Annotated in this window: 25 protein-coding genes and 1 tRNA gene; 25 read left to right on the forward strand and 1 reads right to left on the reverse strand. The window is 59.1% G+C overall.

Going from position 1 to position 15,084, the window contains the following annotated elements:
• Positions 1–3 precede the first annotated feature (3 nt).
• Positions 4–219 carry a WhiB family transcriptional regulator gene (locus tag GQQ93_RS18225; protein ID WP_376863396.1) on the forward strand — a complete coding sequence of 72 codons (216 nt, stop codon included), beginning with the start codon at positions 4–6 and terminating at the stop codon, positions 217–219.
• Here GQQ93_RS18225 and GQQ93_RS18030 read toward each other — a convergent pair.
• Entirely contained in the window at positions 142–369 is a 228-nt protein-coding gene (locus GQQ93_RS18030) for a hypothetical protein (RefSeq protein ID WP_246192087.1), read from the reverse strand. The two genes, GQQ93_RS18225 and GQQ93_RS18030, sit on opposite strands and share 78 nt — an antisense overlap.
• On the opposite strand from GQQ93_RS18030, the gene GQQ93_RS18230 reads away from it, so the two are divergent.
• The 24 genes from GQQ93_RS18230 (at position 283) to GQQ93_RS04905 (ending at position 15,055) form a co-directional block, all read left to right on the forward strand.
• Positions 283–1,014: a DNA cytosine methyltransferase gene (locus tag GQQ93_RS18230; RefSeq protein WP_376863398.1), complete on the forward strand. Its 732-nt coding sequence runs from the start codon at positions 283–285 to the stop codon at positions 1,012–1,014. The genes GQQ93_RS18030 and GQQ93_RS18230 overlap by 87 nt on opposite strands.
• A complete protein-coding gene (locus GQQ93_RS04800; RefSeq protein ID WP_157423098.1) occupies positions 980–1,318 on the forward strand; it encodes a hypothetical protein in 339 nt (112 codons plus the stop codon). The genes GQQ93_RS18230 and GQQ93_RS04800 overlap by 35 nt, the downstream gene beginning before the upstream one ends.
• Positions 1,319–1,429: 111 nt before the next feature.
• Complete coding sequence (locus GQQ93_RS04805; RefSeq protein WP_157423099.1) at positions 1,430–2,149, forward strand: hypothetical protein; 720 nt, start codon at positions 1,430–1,432, stop codon at positions 2,147–2,149.
• On the forward strand, positions 2,146–2,286 hold the full coding sequence (locus tag GQQ93_RS04810) for a hypothetical protein (RefSeq protein WP_157423100.1): 141 nt from the start codon (positions 2,146–2,148) through the stop codon (positions 2,284–2,286). The genes GQQ93_RS04805 and GQQ93_RS04810 overlap by 4 nt, the downstream gene beginning before the upstream one ends.
• Positions 2,287–2,968: 682 nt before the next feature.
• Positions 2,969–3,325: a hypothetical protein gene (locus GQQ93_RS04815; protein ID WP_157423101.1), complete on the forward strand. Its 357-nt coding sequence runs from the start codon at positions 2,969–2,971 to the stop codon at positions 3,323–3,325.
• A 10-nt stretch (positions 3,326–3,335) separates the two neighbouring features.
• The gene (locus GQQ93_RS04820) at positions 3,336–3,533 is read left to right on the forward strand and encodes a hypothetical protein (protein WP_157423102.1); all 198 of its coding nucleotides are present in this window, start codon (positions 3,336–3,338) and stop codon (positions 3,531–3,533) included.
• Between the two features lie 3 nt (positions 3,534–3,536).
• Positions 3,537–3,704, forward strand: a complete 168-nt coding sequence (locus GQQ93_RS04825; protein ID WP_157423103.1) for a hypothetical protein — start codon at positions 3,537–3,539, stop codon at positions 3,702–3,704.
• Between the two features lie 217 nt (positions 3,705–3,921).
• Positions 3,922–4,062 (forward strand): hypothetical protein, encoded by a 141-nt coding sequence (locus GQQ93_RS04830; protein ID WP_157423104.1) that lies wholly within the window; start codon positions 3,922–3,924, stop codon positions 4,060–4,062.
• Positions 4,055–4,294 carry a hypothetical protein gene (locus GQQ93_RS04835; RefSeq protein ID WP_157423105.1) on the forward strand — a complete coding sequence of 80 codons (240 nt, stop codon included), beginning with the start codon at positions 4,055–4,057 and terminating at the stop codon, positions 4,292–4,294. Before GQQ93_RS04830 ends, GQQ93_RS04835 begins: the two co-directional genes overlap by 8 nt.
• On the forward strand, positions 4,291–4,908 hold the full coding sequence (locus GQQ93_RS04840; RefSeq protein WP_157423106.1) for a DUF7341 domain-containing protein: 618 nt from the start codon (positions 4,291–4,293) through the stop codon (positions 4,906–4,908). Before GQQ93_RS04835 ends, GQQ93_RS04840 begins: the two co-directional genes overlap by 4 nt.
• Positions 4,905–5,249: a hypothetical protein gene (locus tag GQQ93_RS04845; protein WP_157423107.1), complete on the forward strand. Its 345-nt coding sequence runs from the start codon at positions 4,905–4,907 to the stop codon at positions 5,247–5,249. The genes GQQ93_RS04840 and GQQ93_RS04845 overlap by 4 nt, the downstream gene beginning before the upstream one ends.
• A gap of 424 nt (positions 5,250–5,673) precedes the next feature.
• Positions 5,674–5,757 (forward strand) — tRNA-Leu (locus tag GQQ93_RS04850).
• A 219-nt stretch (positions 5,758–5,976) separates the two neighbouring features.
• The gene (locus tag GQQ93_RS04855; protein WP_157423108.1) at positions 5,977–6,444 is read left to right on the forward strand and encodes an HNH endonuclease signature motif containing protein; all 468 of its coding nucleotides are present in this window, start codon (positions 5,977–5,979) and stop codon (positions 6,442–6,444) included.
• A gap of 171 nt (positions 6,445–6,615) precedes the next feature.
• On the forward strand, positions 6,616–7,827 hold the full coding sequence (locus GQQ93_RS04860) for a hypothetical protein (protein ID WP_157423109.1): 1,212 nt from the start codon (positions 6,616–6,618) through the stop codon (positions 7,825–7,827).
• A gap of 123 nt (positions 7,828–7,950) precedes the next feature.
• A complete protein-coding gene (locus tag GQQ93_RS18235; RefSeq protein ID WP_425482259.1) occupies positions 7,951–8,145 on the forward strand; it encodes a DUF7455 domain-containing protein in 195 nt (64 codons plus the stop codon).
• Positions 8,133–8,474: a hypothetical protein gene (locus tag GQQ93_RS04865; protein ID WP_157423110.1), complete on the forward strand. Its 342-nt coding sequence runs from the start codon at positions 8,133–8,135 to the stop codon at positions 8,472–8,474. The genes GQQ93_RS18235 and GQQ93_RS04865 overlap by 13 nt, the downstream gene beginning before the upstream one ends.
• Positions 8,475–8,901: 427 nt before the next feature.
• A complete protein-coding gene (locus tag GQQ93_RS04870; protein ID WP_157423111.1) occupies positions 8,902–9,180 on the forward strand; it encodes a hypothetical protein in 279 nt (92 codons plus the stop codon).
• 84 nt (positions 9,181–9,264) lie between these two features.
• Entirely contained in the window at positions 9,265–9,699 is a 435-nt protein-coding gene (locus GQQ93_RS04875) for a hypothetical protein (RefSeq protein ID WP_157423112.1), read from the forward strand.
• 84 nt (positions 9,700–9,783) lie between these two features.
• Positions 9,784–9,993 (forward strand): hypothetical protein, encoded by a 210-nt coding sequence (locus GQQ93_RS04880; RefSeq protein WP_157423113.1) that lies wholly within the window; start codon positions 9,784–9,786, stop codon positions 9,991–9,993.
• Complete coding sequence (locus tag GQQ93_RS04885) at positions 9,993–10,217, forward strand: hypothetical protein (protein WP_157423114.1); 225 nt, start codon at positions 9,993–9,995, stop codon at positions 10,215–10,217. The genes GQQ93_RS04880 and GQQ93_RS04885 overlap by 1 nt, the downstream gene beginning before the upstream one ends.
• 362 nt (positions 10,218–10,579) lie before the next feature.
• On the forward strand, positions 10,580–10,918 hold the full coding sequence (locus GQQ93_RS04890) for a DUF2510 domain-containing protein (RefSeq protein ID WP_157423115.1): 339 nt from the start codon (positions 10,580–10,582) through the stop codon (positions 10,916–10,918).
• A 689-nt stretch (positions 10,919–11,607) separates the two neighbouring features.
• Complete coding sequence (locus tag GQQ93_RS04895; RefSeq protein WP_157423116.1) at positions 11,608–13,062, forward strand: terminase large subunit domain-containing protein; 1,455 nt, start codon at positions 11,608–11,610, stop codon at positions 13,060–13,062.
• 156 nt (positions 13,063–13,218) lie between these two features.
• Positions 13,219–14,370: a phage portal protein gene (locus GQQ93_RS04900; protein WP_157423117.1), complete on the forward strand. Its 1,152-nt coding sequence runs from the start codon at positions 13,219–13,221 to the stop codon at positions 14,368–14,370.
• Positions 14,363–15,055, forward strand: coding sequence for an HK97 family phage prohead protease (locus GQQ93_RS04905; protein WP_157423118.1), 693 nt, complete (start codon positions 14,363–14,365; stop codon positions 15,053–15,055). The genes GQQ93_RS04900 and GQQ93_RS04905 overlap by 8 nt, the downstream gene beginning before the upstream one ends.
• Positions 15,056–15,084 lie beyond the last annotated feature (29 nt).

Genomic DNA, 15,084 nt, shown 5'->3' on the forward strand with positions numbered 1-15,084 from the left:
GACATGTGGTTCGCCGAAAACGGTGGAACCGACCGCCTCGAAAACGCACGCCGCATATGCGAAACCTGCCCCGTCCAACAAGCATGCCTACAACACGCACTCAACAACAACGAACCACACGGCATGTGGGGCGGCAAAACGTCACGGCAACGCAAAGCAATCCGCCACAACGAACACGAACGCCGACGACAACTCAAAGCACAACGAGAAGCCAGCTAACCCGGAAGAGAGACAGATATGGGCGACATGAACGTGCTCTCGCTCTTCGCTGGCATCGGTGGGATCGAGCTTGGACTTGAACGCGCCGGAATGAAAACAGTTGGGCAAGTCGAGATCGACCCGTGGTGCAGGACGGTCCTTGAACATCATTGGCCCGATACGCCGCGGCACGACGACGTACTCACTACGCCCCAATGGTGGGCATCAAAGGAGCGACCGAATGTCGATCTCGTCTGCGGGGGATTCCCTTGCCAGCCGTTCAGCCTTGCCGGCTTCCAACTCGGAGTCTTCGACGAACGATGGATGTGGCCCGCATTCGCGGATGTCATACGCGCAGTACGACCCCGCTACGTCCTCGTGGAGAACGTCTCAGCTCTCGTTCGAGATGCCGGAGCTTGGGGAACCGTCCTTGCCGACCTTCACGCCCTCGGGTTCGATGCAGAGTGGGCGACTCTACGAGCGTCCGACTTCGGCGCACCCCATAACCGTGAACGGGTCTACCTCGTGGCCTACCCCCAGGGCGAGCATGGGCAAGCACGGGATCGCTTGGGCGCGAGCCGAGTCGGGGGAGCACCGCTCACAGCTCGAGGACTATCTGGCTTGGCGGTACCTGCGCGCCGGCGGGCAGCGAGTGAGTGGCTTGCTCGTGAACCCCGAGTGGACCGACTGGCTGATGGGATTCCCCGACAGGTGGACCGCCTGCGAGGAGCCGGCAACGCTGTCGTCCCTCCCGTCATCGAACACATTGGAGGGCTGATCGTTGAGCACGCCGAAAGCACTGCTCAAGCAGCTTGAGGCTCGTGACGGTCATGTGTCTGCTTGGACTGGTGAGGATTGTCCGGAACTTGTTCCGCAGCATCGTCAGGGTGGTATGGGTGGCCGGCGGGGGAAGCATCGTCTGTCGAATGTGGTGTGGCTTGAGTCGTCGCTGAACGGCTTGATCGAGTCAGACCCGGAGTTTCAGGCGGAAGCAGTACGCCGGGGCATCAAGGTGTCTGGGTTTGAGGAGCCGTCGTTGGTGCCGATCGTGCATGCCGTTCATGGGCGTTGTCTGCTTGCGGATGACGGCACCGTGCATACGGGTTTGGAGGTGTTCTGATGCGTGAGTTGCCGTGTCCGTGGTGCGGGTGCAGAACCAACCCGGAGGAAGTGTTTTGTCGTCCGTGCGTGCTGGTGGCGCGCGAATACATGGCCCTATGGAGGTGAGCTAGTGCAGAAAGACGATCGCTTGTATGGGCGATTCACACTCGATTTCGCTGACTCACCGAAGATTGCCCCCTTGTCGGATCAGGCGTTTCGGACGCTCGTTGAGATGACGTTGCATTCGCGTCGCATGTTGGATGACGGGTTCGTTGATGCACGTATTGCGTCGAAAAAGTGGCGGAAGAAATCAATTGATGAACTGTGTACGAACGACACAGAGAAGCCGTCACTGATTCGCGTGGATGGCGGTTTTCGTATCCATGATTTCGAGCAGCATCAGCAGACCCGCGCGGACATTGAGAAGAAGCGGGAGGCAGGCCGAAAAGGTGGTCAAGCACGTGCTCAAGCACATGCTAAGGCGGATGCTCAAGCACCTTCCAAGCTAACAACAGAGACAGAGACAGAGACATCTTCTTCTACGAAGAAGAGAGAGAGCGCTTCGCGCGGGTCTCGACTTGATCCGTCTTGGCTTCCCTCTGCCGGGGATGTCGCGAAGATTCGTTCGGAGTGCCCCGATGTTGACCCTCAGCGAGAGCATGCGGCGTTCGTGGATTACTGGATTGCTCAGCCTGGACAGCGGGGGGTGAAGGTCGATTGGTCGGCGACGTGGAGGAATTGGATGCGTCGGAAGCAGTCGGATGCAACCCGTGGTGTGAAGGCGACGCCGTCTGAGAAGGCTCGGCGGACTGTGATGTTGGCAACGGAACTGTTGGAGGTGGAGTCATGAGCGGGTACAACGACGATGGCTTCCTTGTCGACGAAGACGGCAATGAATGGGGCTATTGCAACTCGTGTGGCGAGGAAGCGCTGGCCGGTTCTGAGTGCTGCGAAGACGGCGAGGTGGTGCCCAGTGAACAGGGCTGAGTGTGCGAAGGTGTTGGCGAAGATCCAGTTGGGTGATAACCGGCAGGTTGATCAGCTCACGTTGGATGAGTGGTTTGACACGATCGGGCACCTCGAGTTCGGTGATGCTGTGGCGGCGGTTCGCCTGCATCGGCAGGAGTCGGATAAGTGGTTGATGCCGGCGCATGTGATCGCGAACGCTGCCCGTGCACGTCGCGACCGTCTGCCGTTGCGTGCTGTTGAGGCGGCTGCTCGTGAGTGCCCTATGCATGCGGGGTATCCGTTGCCGTGTCTCAGATGCGAGGCATTCTGATGGAACTCGAGCAGACGTACTACCTCGATGACGATGGCGACGCGGTGTGCATCTTCCATGACGAACTGATCGACTGGCGGTATGGGTGCCGTATCTGGCCTAAGGGGTTCGACGAATGAGGTTGGAGATTGAGCTCCCGGATCGTGTGTGGGGGCATCTGGTGTCGAAGGCCGATGCGCAGGGGATCACGTCACGCGAACTAGTGACGGCAGCGCTCGAGGGTCTAGTGCCTGCCGTGTCTGGTCGTGACGCGTTGTCGCAGTTGTGGTCTCAGGGCATGTCGGATGCGGAGATTGGTGCCGCGTTGGGTTGGACGAATTCGGCGGTCGCGGCCATGCGTCGTCGTAAACATCTTCCCGCGAACAAGCGGGTTTGGAAGGAAGGCAAGTAATGGCAATCGTGCAGCTCAGGGATGTAACGGTGTCGCGTGTGAATCGCACGGGCAACGGGTTGAAGGTGTTGGAGGAGAACGAGTCGGGCGGGAAGACGTACAAGACGTACTACAGCGTGTGGTTCAAGGAGCCGCATGGTCTGTCCGAGGGCGACAAGGTTTCGCTGTCTGGTTTTCTGGGGGCGAAGATTGGTGACCCGTGGACTGACCGGGAGGGGAATGAGCGCACGTCGGTTGAGTTGTCAGTGAACAGTCCGCGACTGTCGGGCGAGACTGCAGCACCCGATACTGCTCCTGCTGCGTCGTGGGAGACTTCCCCTGCGAGCGGCGAGTACGATTCCACCGTCCCGTTCTGAGAGGTGAATCGTGGCTGAGACGAACTACAGAGCAACTGTTGTACGTAGCGATGGCAACAAAGAGGACTGGGGCTTCTTCGCATTCCGCGTGAATGATGCTGGTGTTGCCGCGTTCCGGTCGAACGAGTCAACGAGAGACGGCGACTTTGATCACTTCCTCGCACCCGGATCTTGGGTGGAGATCCGCGACATCTACCCGGAGGCTTAGCGCATGACTGAGGAAGCACGAGAAGCGGCGAGGCTGGACATCCAGGCTGCCGAAGCCGCAATCACTGAGGCGCGGGCGCGACTGACTGCCGCGATCAACGAGGGGGCTCGCGCGCACAACGTTCTGAACGATCTTAACTACGCGGAACAGCGCGCCCGCACTCGCGACTAACTGAACACACATCCTTTTTCCGGGTCGCATCTCTTCGGGGGTGCGACTTTTTCGTGTCCCTTAGTGCAGATTTTCGAGGCGGTTTGATGAAGGTTTTGGAGCGGTTGCAAGTGTTCAAAGCACCGCCTCGATGGGTGGTGTTTCATCCGTCTGGTTTGTGTTTGTGGGCGGGCTGTTCGTGGGTGGATGCGATTGGGTTCGCAACAGGGAGGAAACAATGAGCGAGGACGTTGAGGCAGAGATTCGTTTGATCGTGTCTGACTGGCAGTTGGGCGCGTTCTCATCTCGCCACTTCGGTGCGCATCTGGCGATGTCGAAGCTCGTTGCACTTTTGGCCGAGGGGAAGGCGCATGAGTGAATGGCCGGAAACGCTGGTCGAGAAGGTGGCAATCGCGATCTTCCAGTGGGACATCGAGGAGCATGACGAACCAAAGCCGATCTGGACTGGGCTGAACGACGTGCAGCGTGACGTGTGGCGCTCCGGTGCGACTGCCGCCCTCGACGCCCTCGGGCTGCGAGAAGAGACGCGGGACAGCTGGAATCCGCGAGATATCGAACGCCGTTTCGTGACTCCTTGGGAGGACGTATGACGACCGAACTGGCCGAGGCAGTCGAAGCCCTCACGAAACCGTCTCGTACGAAAGTGATCCGCGACGACGGGTCAACGATTGTGGTTGAGCATGAACCGTTGTTGGTGCAACTCGAGACTGCTGTCACGTCTGCGATTGGGAATGGTGGCGGTGGTGGTACAGCAACAGGGTCGGTGATCAATGATGCGGCTTTGTATCAACTGTTGTTGATCAAAACGCAGATTGGTGACTGGTGTCGGTTGGCGGGTGTTCGACCTGACCGGCAGAACACGACCGTGACACTTGAACGGTGGTTCGCGGCGCAGGTCAACGAGTCAACGTTTCACACGCGAACCCTCGAAACGTGGGCTGACACCATCACCGAACTCCTCGACCCGCCCAAGACCGTCCCACTCGCCGGCCCCTGCCCCGTCTGCAAACAAACCAACTGGGTCGGGTTGGACGGGTCACTACGCGCGTCACCTGTAGCCGTCCTGTACGACCAGGCAACCTTGCATGCGTCGTTGCGGGCTGTGTGCCGTGTTGTTGAGTGTTCGGCTGAATGGTCGGGTGCAGATGCCGTACAAGAACTCATCGAAGAAATGATCGAGGACGACCCCGAGGGGGAACAATGAGCGACGAGAACACGATCACTACCACCGAGGCACTCGAAGATGTCGCGATCGGCCAATGGGTGCAGGATGCCGAGGGCGAGGCGTGGTGCCTCGTGAATACTCACGTCATGCACCCGCAGATCATGTGGATGCGTGCGAAGGGGCGCTCGTTTCAAGCCGTCGACCAGATCGCGCTGCCGGTGCACCTCGCCGACTTCGAGGGCGGCTGCGAGCACCGTTGGGGCACCAACGAATGCGGGCACTGCCGGCGCTGCGGTCAGGTCTCCGCACCCGAGGACGACCACAGCGCGAAGGTGTGGGGCACGATCGGCATCCGCATCGAGGGCGGACATGCGCTGTGACGAGTGTGGCAAGTTCCGCAAGGAGGCAGACGTGAAGATCGTCTACACGGGCGGCCCGACGCCCGAGCCCGACCACTACGCCTGCGCAAACGGATGCGTCTGACACGCGACTACCACATGTTGCGGTGTAACACAAAATCTGGCACAATAGAAGCAAGCCGATGTCGCGCGCCTAGAAGCCGCAAACACCGGCTTTTTCTATGTCTTCCCTCGGCACACGCGGTTACCTTCGCTATAGCCAGCCAACACGGCTGAGCTGATGAACACAGCGCGCTTTGTGGCCTTGAGGGATCATCGTCCTCGCCATCCTCACAAGGGTTGGTGGGAGACCGGCGCGGGAATCCACCCCGCTTGTTGCGTACGGCGCGCCGCCAATAGCCGCGTGGGGGCAGTCTTCTCGGATGGTTGACGAGCCCCCACCTTTGCCTGTCTGGCGGAATTGGCAGACGCGCTCGACTCAAAATCGAGTTCCCTCACGGGAGTCCGAGTTCAATTCTCGGGACAGGTACGCGGTTGGCGTCCACACACGTGGGTTGCGCTTACCTGCTGTCAACTTCATAAGTGCTGGGCCGGCAGACGCCAATCCGGTCACCCCAATACATTAGAAACTCCCGCGCTGCGTCAACAGCCGGGAGCATGACCAACTCGGCAAGGAGTTGATGTGAGCAATTCTACATGCACCGTAACGGACTGCGGGTCGGGCGCGAGGGCGCGCGGACTCTGCAACATGCACTACAAGCGCATCCGGAAGACCGGGCATGCCGACTCAATCAACGACCTGAGCATCGAGGAACGATTCTGGTCGAAGACCGAGCGAGACGGCGATTGCATCGTCTGGAGCGCGGGCAGGTCCGACACCGGTTATGGCACGGTCAAGCTCGATGGCAGGACTCAGCTTGTTCACCGCGTCGCGTACGAGTGGTCTGGTCGCACGATCCCAGAGGGCCTTGTGCTTGACCACCTGTGCCGAAATCGTGCATGCGTCAACGTCGAGCATCTTGAACCTGTAACCCAGGCGGAGAACGTAGCCCGCGGGGTGTCACCCCTTGCCCGGTACATCACCGACGTGCCCCAGGATCTCTGCTCCAAGGGCCACAAACTCACGTCGGAGAACGTGTACGTCCATCGCCGGCCCGGTCGGCAACGTCCGACCCTCGCGTGCAAGACGTGCAGGCGGATTCGTGCCGCCGCGTAGTCACAACTGAAAACAAAACTCCATAGATGGTTCCGCTGTATAGCGCCCGGAAGGGGTGTTGTTGTGTCTCATTCCCCGTTGTTCAATGACCCCCTGTTCGTGGCTGACCTGTTGGACTCTCGCATCTCGAGTTCCAAGGTTCAGGCGAAGTGGGGTTTGGCTAAGTCCGCTGTGAACAAGTACCGCCGTCGCGTTCGTGATGGTGAGCAGCTTCCCAGCGCCGGCACCTCGGCACACAAGGTTGCCTCGGCGATCCTGGCTGATGATGTCCAGCTCGACTCCGAAGATCGCATCCTTTCCGCCGTCCGCATGTCTTCTACTGCGTGGGGTCGTGATGACTGGCGTGAGTTCATCCGTGCGAAGGGTCAAGACCCTGACACGGTGACGTTCACGTACGGTGTCACGTCGAATCCTGGTGGCGGTTACTGGAACAAGCTTCTGAATGTTCGCCCGCTCGCACAGAGCATGGCTGAACTGTTCACGGATGCTGATGTTGAGGCGGCGCAAAAGCGTGTCCGACTGTGGAAGCTTCCGACCCGTACCCCTGGTACTGGTTTGGGTGCCCCTGTCGCTGCGGTGTTGAACCTTGCTGACATGCAGCTCGGTAAGTCTGAGGGTGGCGGGGTCGAAGCGACCGAGCAGCGCCTGTACGACGGTCTCGAGAACTTTCAGCGATGGGTTGCCCGTCAACGCAAGGGTGGCCGCAACATTGATGAGGTTGTCATCGTCAACAACGGTGACCCCGGTGAGGGCATCGCGGGCAACTATGCTTCGCAGACTCACACTGTGGAGAAGAACCTTCGCGGCCAGATGAACCTTGTTTTGGATGTGTGGCAGGCGTACGCACGCAACTTGTACCCCCAGTTCGATAAGGGCCAGTTCGTGTCGGTGTTGTGTAACCACATGGAGTTTGGTCGTCAGGGTGGTGCGAAGAACTCGATCACGGGGGATTCGGATAACGGGTCAGCGTTCCTCGCTGAAACTCTGCGTCGTGTCTTGTCTGGCCGGTCTGAGTTTGATCATGTTGAGTTCACGATCCCGCATGACGAGATGAACGTGTACACGACGGTTGCTGGTATCCCGATGGGGTTCAATCACGGTCATAAGATCCCTGGCTCGGATGCTGCGGGGTTTGAGAAGTGGTTGAACGGTCAGGTGCGTGGTGACCGGCAGGCGTATGAGGCGCGCATTTGGGTGACGGCTCATAAGCACAATTTCCAGCAGTGGGAGATGGGTTCTACCCATGTGTTCCAGTGTCCGTCGTGTGATGGCGGGTCGAAGTGGTTGCGTGATGCGACTGGCCGGTTCTCACGTTCGGGGATTTTGGCGTTCCTTGTTGGGGAGCATGAGCCGTTGTCGTGGTCGGATCCGGCGTTCCTGTAATGGCGACCGTGCACGCCGTTAGCCCACGTAGTGGCGGCATTGATCGTCGTTGCGGTCTTCTGCCGCACTTGTTTCTGCCGTTCCTCGTCCTCTGGGGGTTGCTGATGTGTGTTTGGCGTGGTCGTGGTAACCGGTGAGCCGCGCCGGATTCTGAAAGCTGGCGACAGGTGCGATACCCGAAATTGTGGTGCTGCGGCGTATCACCGGGTCTTGTTCTCGAAGGGGTTGCTGGATTTCTGCCATCACCACTACGACGAGGCGCCGGACAGCTTGTTGGCGAAGGCCGTGTACGAGATAGATGAGTCGTGGGCGATCTAGTGAAGGGTCTCGCAAAACTATTGCAAAACCCCTTCTCGGTGACTCGCCGTCATATCGTGTTCCTTTTTGGGGATCGGCTAAAGCACCAAAAAGCACCTAACCGTGAGGAGACGGTCGTGACACGCGCAGAGCGTCTAGTCGAAAGCATCCGAGCGATGCCCATTGAGGCGGTTCGCGAACGTATCTCATCAGCGCAGGCTATGACTACCGAAGAGCTTGTTGAGCGTCAGCGTCTTGAGCGTCGTGAGTGGGCGCAGGCAGCAGCAGATTCGCTTGCTGGTGATTGGCAGTTGCCGCCGTCTGATGAGTCAAAGGTCGGCGAAGACTGATGAGCACCCGTGCCGTCCAGGTGAAGGATCTCGCACCCTACATCAGTCGTCACGTCTCATTCACCTTCTGTGACGGTTGGGAATACTGGCCCATGTCGGGGATTCTCCTCGGGATTGATAAACCAGAAGGCTTCCACCTCACATACCTCACGTACTGTGACTGCGGGGATGATCCGTGCGAGCTCATAGCCGATGAACACGGTGCGGTCGCGATGTCTGACGATGATCTCGTCCGCGTAAACGTGGGTGGCCGTTCGTGATGGTCGTCACTCGTGATGGGTTCCCGCATGGTGTGTTGTGTGGCACGTGTCGCACCCCGATCCCGGACGGCCACCCTTACAGCCTGGCTCCGGAAGCGATGACACGTGACGGTATCCCCATCGAAACCATCAACTGTGTGACCTGCCACCCGTAGGGAGGTGCATGAATGTCCGACGTTCTCGAACAGGTTGACTTCATCCTCCTCGAAGACGAGTTGCACGCCACCACCTGCGAATCCGTGTACGAACAAGAAAACGGTTGGCCCGAACACGAAGCCCACTGGTATGCGGGTGCACCGTGTGGCGACATTATTGCCGTGTGCGACAAGAGGCGTGCGAAAGCTCGTCGTGATGGTGGTTGGTGGTGCACGGTGAAAACGGGTTCCGGGTGTTCCGGGTATCACGACTATGCGGTGCTCGAGTTCCGGAGGATCACGCAGCACTAGGTAACTCAACAGGGGGCGCTGATGCTCACAGGTCAGGTTGGTATCTGTCGGAGTGAGCACTGGTTCTCCCGCATCGTGCAAATCGTGACCGGCTCCTACTGGGGGCATGTTGTTGTGGCGGTATCGAACGACCGTTGTGTCAGTGCAGAACCTGGTGGTGTGCGTTACCGGCCCATCAGTTACTACGCCGACAACGAAGAAATCGTGTGGTCTCGTTTCGAGCTGACGCCCGCACAACGGAAAACGATCCAACGGTGGGCTGTCAACCACGTCCGCACAAAATACAACTGGGCCGACTACTACGCCATCGGGTTCGCAATGATCACCAAATCCGCGACACCCGCACGGTTGCGACGGTGGCTCAGCTCCACCGACTCGTTGCAATGCGCACAACTCGCCGACCAAGCACTACAAGCAGCCGGCATCCACCTCTTCAAAGACGACCGAGTCCCAGGTGCCGTGTACCCGGGATCATTCGGGAAACACTTCCACGCGATGGGGTGGGCACACAAACCGTGATGTCAGACAAGGCGTACACCGCGCTGGTTGTACGACGGGTCGTACACGCATACGAACACCTCGAAGAGTGGGCAGGAATCAACAATGACTGATCGCGACCTCATCATCGAGGAACTACGCAAATGCGGCATCGCCGAGGAAGACATCGAAGCAATGGCAACAGTCACAGCCGAACTGGTCGCAGCGCTCGAGTCACCCGAACTCGCATGGACACCTGACGTTCACGACACAAGTACTGACACGGCCACCATCACGGACGCCGCCGACAACCTCAACCACAAACTGGAGGGCTGATGCTCACGCTCACTGAGCACGTGAAGGTTCTTGACACGCAGGCTCGCACGATCGTCAGCATCGTGAATCGCAAGGGTGAACTGGCCATCGATGATGTCCTCGCTCGGGTGGCGAACGTCTATCGCACAACCCCCAGCCAAGTGAAGTACGCCCTCAGCTACGGGAACGCAAAGGACATGTACGTCATCGACTACGGGTCCGCGACCGTGAAGCCGAATGTCTGAGTTTCGGTGTGAGTTCTGCGACTCCGACTGCAACAGCGCATCCGAACTCTTGGCATGCGAGATCCGGTGCGAAGAAGAACGACGACAACACCGCTCATGGACTGCACGATACAACCCGCACCGCAAAGACTGAGAGACTAAACAAGGGTCGTAAGTCCGGGCCTACAGGGGCGCTAACCACACCTCTCGGATTAGCCCGGTTGATAAGGGATGCTATGCCCCTGAAAGGGGGAGCGGTTCGAATCCGCAACGACCACTAACGCTTGGTTAGTAACACCCAGGACGTTACAAACCAAGCACGCAACCAAACCTAAGAGACAGCACTGATGACAAACACGTCACCCCTCTGCCACAATGCGACCATGACCACCACACAGCAAGCACCCGCAGGCTGGTATCCAGACCCCGAACACACAGGGCAGATGCGATGGTGGGACGGCAACCAATGGGCAGCACCACAACCCGCCCCCATACCCGCGAAGAACACGCCCGCGCTCGTGGGCACCATCATCGGTGGGGCTGCGATCCTGTTCATCTGGGCACCCGTCATCGCATGGGCACTGGCACTCACAGCCATGGTGTTCGCAACAGTAGGCAACCACAAGTCGCGCACCATCCGAGTAGGTAGAGGGCTGGCGTTCATCGGCCTCACGCTCGCGACCATCGCAGTAGTGGTCAGCATCATCATGCTCACCCTCTGAGCCACACCGCCCTCGCAACCCCTACACCTCACGGTGTGGGGGTTGTCTGCGTTAAGAGGGGGTAGCCATGGGTGACCCCCGCAAGACCAGGCGCTACCAACAATGCGTGCGCAACCTCAAAGCACAGGGCGACGCATACTGTTGGCGAGGATGCGGCACATACCTGTACGCCAACGCACCATGGCCGCACCCACAATGCATGACCCTCGGGCACATCATCGCCCTCGAGGATGACCCCTCACTGTTCTATGAGGCGAGTAACCACGCCCCCGAGTGCATCAAATGCAACATGGGTGACGGTGCACGACGCACAAACCGCAAACGCAAAGGCGAGTCGACCTCTCATCGCTCCCGAATTTTTTAGCGATTCGATGCACAGAAGACCGCGCCCTCTTCACTTTTCTATCTACCACGTTTTTCCACCACCAAGGGAGGTGCGCTGATGGTTGCGCGTAAGAACCTCCGAGCGGTCGAAGACGACGAGAAGGCGATCCCGACAAAGTCGGTGTCCCAGGCTGCGGCCACAGGTGATCATCGGTCTCTGCTGGTGGCGATGCGGGAGCGGATTGCTAGGGCCGTGTCTGACCCGGAGTGTCCGCCTCGTGATCTGGCTTCGTTGACGCGTCGCTTGCAGGACATTTCGAAGGAAATCGGGGCGATCGACCTTCGCGCTAAGGAGGCAGGAGCGGATGCTGCCGACGTCGCAGCGGACGAAGACTGGTCCGCCGAAGCTCTCTGATCTGGCGAAGCATTTGCATGTGCCGACTGACATTACGTCGACCGGTTGGCCGGCTGTTCGGAAGACTTGTGTCGAGAAGCTGGGCGCGAAGTTCGATCCGTGGCAGGACGGTGCCGGTCGTGTGATGCTCGCCAAGCGGTCGGACGGCAACCTTGCGGCGATGATCGATGGCGTCGGCATGTCGCTGCCTCGGCAGGTTGGCAAGACTCACCTGGTCGGCTACACGGTGTTCGCGTTGTGTGTGAACATTCCGGGTCTCCTGGTTATCTGGACGGCGCACCACTCGGCCACGTCGAGTGAGACGTTCCTGTCGATGCAGGGCATGGCGCAGCGGGAGAAGGTCGCGCCTCACATCAAGCAGGTGTACACGGGGTCGGGTGATGAGGAGATCCGTTTCCACAATGGTTCGCGGATTCTGTTCGGTGCGCGGGAGCGTGGCTTCGGTCGAGGCATTCCGGGCGTGGACATTCTGATTTTCGATGAGGCGCAGATCCTCTCCGACAAGGCGATGTCGAACATGCTCGCGACGATGAATACTTCGGCGTTCGGGTTGCAGCTCTACATTGGTACGCCTCCGAAGCCGGAGGACATGTCGGAGTCGTTCAAGCGGATGCGTCGTGAGGCGTTGGCTGGCACGCTCGCTGATGGGGCTTGGATTGAGTTTGGTGCGGATGAGGACGCCAGCCCTGATGACAGGAAGCAGTGGGCGAAGGCGAATCCGTCGTATCCGAAGAGGACTCCCGCGGAGTCGATTCTTCGGTTGAAGCGGAAGCTGACTGCGAGTGACTTTTCTCGTGAGGGTTTGGGTATTTGGGATGACGATTCGTCAGATGCTGAGTTCCCGAACTGGGCTGACGCGAAGGTGTCTATCGATGCGTTGACTGGGTCTCCGGTGGTTGCACTTGATGTCCGTATGGGATTGAAGCAGTCTGTGTCGCTCGTGGCGGTAGGGGATTCGACCGAGGGTGTTGTTGGCACCGTCAGTTTGTATGAGCAGCGTGCTGGCGCTCAGTGGTCTGATGCTGAGGTTGTCGGCTGGGTTGTCGCGGAGCTTGAGCAGCGGGGCGTCGCGCGTCTCGTTGTTGACGAGTATGGCGAGAATGGCCCGCTGATTCCTTTGCTTGAGCAGGCCGGTATCAAGGTTGTGCGTTTGAAGACGCGGGACATGCGTGACGCGTGCATGGGTATCCATACTGCGTTCCTGAATGGGCAGGTGAAGCATCTCGGCGAAGGCCCGTTGGATACGGCTGTGCATGGGGCGCGGCGTCGTAAGTCGATGGAGGGCTGGTTGTGGTCACGGCTGAAATCTGTGACCGATATTGGCCCGTTGATGGCGTTCGCAGCAGCATGGTGGGTTTTGACCTCGGGCGACGCTGAATATGACGTGATGGATTCGTTCTACTAGGGGGTTTCGAGTGAGCGTGTTGACGACAGTGCTCGAGCTTCTTGGGCTTGGGCTGATCGTGCTTGGTGTGGTGTTCGTGTTCTGGCCGGCTGCGTTGGTGGTTGCTGGGGCTGGACTTCTTTGGGTGGCGCGTGGTCTGAGTAGGCGGGGGGCGGTATGAGCATCCTCTTCGGTAAGCCTTCTGTGGAGCAGCGTTCGGTTTCGTTTCAGGATGTTTGGGGGTCTGGCGGGTCGACGACTCGTGGTGTGAATCCGTTGTCGATCGTTCCTGTGTATTCGGCGACTGGGTTGATTGCGGATCAGTTTGCGTCGTCGCCGTGTTCGGTGTTCGACAAGGGTGATTCGGATGTGCCGGTGCGGGCGAAGGAGCAGCCGCAGTTGGTTCGTGATCCTGGTGTGAACGGGTTGGATATTTACTCGTGGAAGCATCAGGCGATTTCGTCGGCGTTGCTTCGGGGCAACGCGTACGGCTACATCTTGGCGTGGGATAAGCGGGGTGTTCCGTCGAGTGTTGTGTGGTTGAACCCGAACGATGTTGATGTTGATGAGTCGGGTTCGTCTCCGGTGTTTCTGTTCAAGGGGAATGTGATTCCTCGGGAGCGGCTGATTCATGTGCCGGCGTATGTGCAGGCTGGGTCGATTGTCGGGTTGTCGCCGTTGGCGTTGTTCAAGGCGCAGATTGAGACGGCGGATGCGGCGCAGACGTATGGCAAGACGTGGTTCAAGCGGGGCGGAATTCCTTCGGGTGTGTTGAAGAACACGCAGAAGGCGTTGCTGCCGGCGCAGGCGCAGGAGGCTAAGTCTCGGTTCAAGGCGTCGGTTTCGTCGTCTGACCCGTTTGTGACGGGCATGGATTGGTCGTATGAGGCGATTGCGATTCCTGGTTCGGAGGTGCAGTTCATTTCGGCGTTGAAGTTGACGGCGAATCAGTGGGCTGCGATCTATCGGGTTGCGCCTGAGGATGTGGGCGGCGAGTCGTCTGGTTCGTCGTTGACGTACAAGTCGCTTGAGCAGGATCAGATCAAGTTTGCGATGCGGACGATGCGTCCGTGGACGACACGGTTTGAGGCTGTCCTGGACCGGTACTTGTTTGGGTCGCAGTATGTGCGGTTCAACTTGGATGCTTCTGCTCGAGCGGATCTGACGACGCGTATGGCTGCCCATAAGACGGCCATCGATGCGGGTGTTGAGACGGTTGATGAGGCTCGAGCGCTTGAGGAGCGTGCACCGCTGACAGATGAGCAGTGGGCGCAGTTCCAATCTATGAGAAGTAAGGCACCGCAGACCGGGGGAGGCACCGATGCGTGATCTTGAGATGCGGCACGTGTCGCAACCTGTTGAGTTCCGTTCGGCGGATGATGGGCCTGGAACGTTGGACGGGTACGCGATCGTGTTCAACAAGTATTCGCAGAACCTGGGTGGGTTCGTTGAGCGGGTTGATCCGTCTGCTGCGACGAAGTCCGTTTCCGACAAGCTGCCTGTGGTGGCTCGCTACAACCATGACGACAACTTCCTGCTTGGCACGATCGAGGCCGGCACGTTGCGGCTCGAGGTTGATGACGTGGGGGTGCGGTACATCGTGGATCTGCCGGATACGTCTGCGGGTCGTGATGTTGCGGCGCTCGCGAAGCGTGGTGACCTCCGGTATTCGTCGTTCGCGTTCCACACTCTTGAAGATGAGTGGGGTGTGACCGAGCAGGGGTTCCCGTTGCGGACTCTGCGCAGTATCCAGCTGGTGGACGTTGCCCCGGTTGTGAATCCCGCGTACCGGGATTCGACGGTGGGTGTTCGGTCGTTGGCTGAGCATCTGCATATTGAGGTTGATGCGGTTGCGGCTGCGTCGACTGAGGAGCTTCGGTCGCTGTTGTCTGGCGAGCCGGTTGAGTCGCCCGTTGAGGTTCGGGCAGAAGAGCAGGAGGAAGAGGGGCAGAGCGAAACTCACCCTTCGATTTCTTTGCGTCAGCGCCTTTTGGAGCTGGACAACCTCAAGTAGCACGTGAGCAGGTAGACGACCACTCGCAA

This window comes from Agromyces lapidis (genome assembly GCF_009749405.1).
GTDB lineage: Bacteria > Actinomycetota > Actinomycetes > Actinomycetales > Microbacteriaceae > Agromyces > Agromyces lapidis.

Coding starts and splice junctions, on each gene's coding strand:
- GQQ93_RS18225 (WP_376863396.1), top strand. CDS start 4: ATGTGGTTCGCCGAAAACGGTGGAACCGACCGCCTCGAAAACGCACGC.
- GQQ93_RS18030 (WP_246192087.1), bottom strand. CDS start 369: ATGATGTTCAAGGACCGTCCTGCACCACGGGTCGATCTCGACTTGCCC.
- GQQ93_RS04810 (WP_157423100.1), top strand. CDS start 2,146: ATGAGCGGGTACAACGACGATGGCTTCCTTGTCGACGAAGACGGCAAT.
- GQQ93_RS04815 (WP_157423101.1), top strand. CDS start 2,969: ATGGCAATCGTGCAGCTCAGGGATGTAACGGTGTCGCGTGTGAATCGC.
- GQQ93_RS04825 (WP_157423103.1), top strand. CDS start 3,537: ATGACTGAGGAAGCACGAGAAGCGGCGAGGCTGGACATCCAGGCTGCC.
- GQQ93_RS04830 (WP_157423104.1), top strand. CDS start 3,922: ATGAGCGAGGACGTTGAGGCAGAGATTCGTTTGATCGTGTCTGACTGG.
- GQQ93_RS04835 (WP_157423105.1), top strand. CDS start 4,055: ATGAGTGAATGGCCGGAAACGCTGGTCGAGAAGGTGGCAATCGCGATC.
- GQQ93_RS04840 (WP_157423106.1), top strand. CDS start 4,291: ATGACGACCGAACTGGCCGAGGCAGTCGAAGCCCTCACGAAACCGTCT.
- GQQ93_RS04845 (WP_157423107.1), top strand. CDS start 4,905: ATGAGCGACGAGAACACGATCACTACCACCGAGGCACTCGAAGATGTC.
- GQQ93_RS04855 (WP_157423108.1), top strand. CDS start 5,977: ATGCACTACAAGCGCATCCGGAAGACCGGGCATGCCGACTCAATCAAC.
- GQQ93_RS04870 (WP_157423111.1), top strand. CDS start 8,902: ATGTCCGACGTTCTCGAACAGGTTGACTTCATCCTCCTCGAAGACGAG.
- GQQ93_RS04880 (WP_157423113.1), top strand. CDS start 9,784: ATGACTGATCGCGACCTCATCATCGAGGAACTACGCAAATGCGGCATC.
- GQQ93_RS04885 (WP_157423114.1), top strand. CDS start 9,993: ATGCTCACGCTCACTGAGCACGTGAAGGTTCTTGACACGCAGGCTCGC.
- GQQ93_RS04890 (WP_157423115.1), top strand. CDS start 10,580: ATGACCACCACACAGCAAGCACCCGCAGGCTGGTATCCAGACCCCGAA.
- GQQ93_RS04895 (WP_157423116.1), top strand. CDS start 11,608: ATGCTGCCGACGTCGCAGCGGACGAAGACTGGTCCGCCGAAGCTCTCT.
- GQQ93_RS04900 (WP_157423117.1), top strand. CDS start 13,219: ATGAGCATCCTCTTCGGTAAGCCTTCTGTGGAGCAGCGTTCGGTTTCG.
- GQQ93_RS04905 (WP_157423118.1), top strand. CDS start 14,363: ATGCGTGATCTTGAGATGCGGCACGTGTCGCAACCTGTTGAGTTCCGT.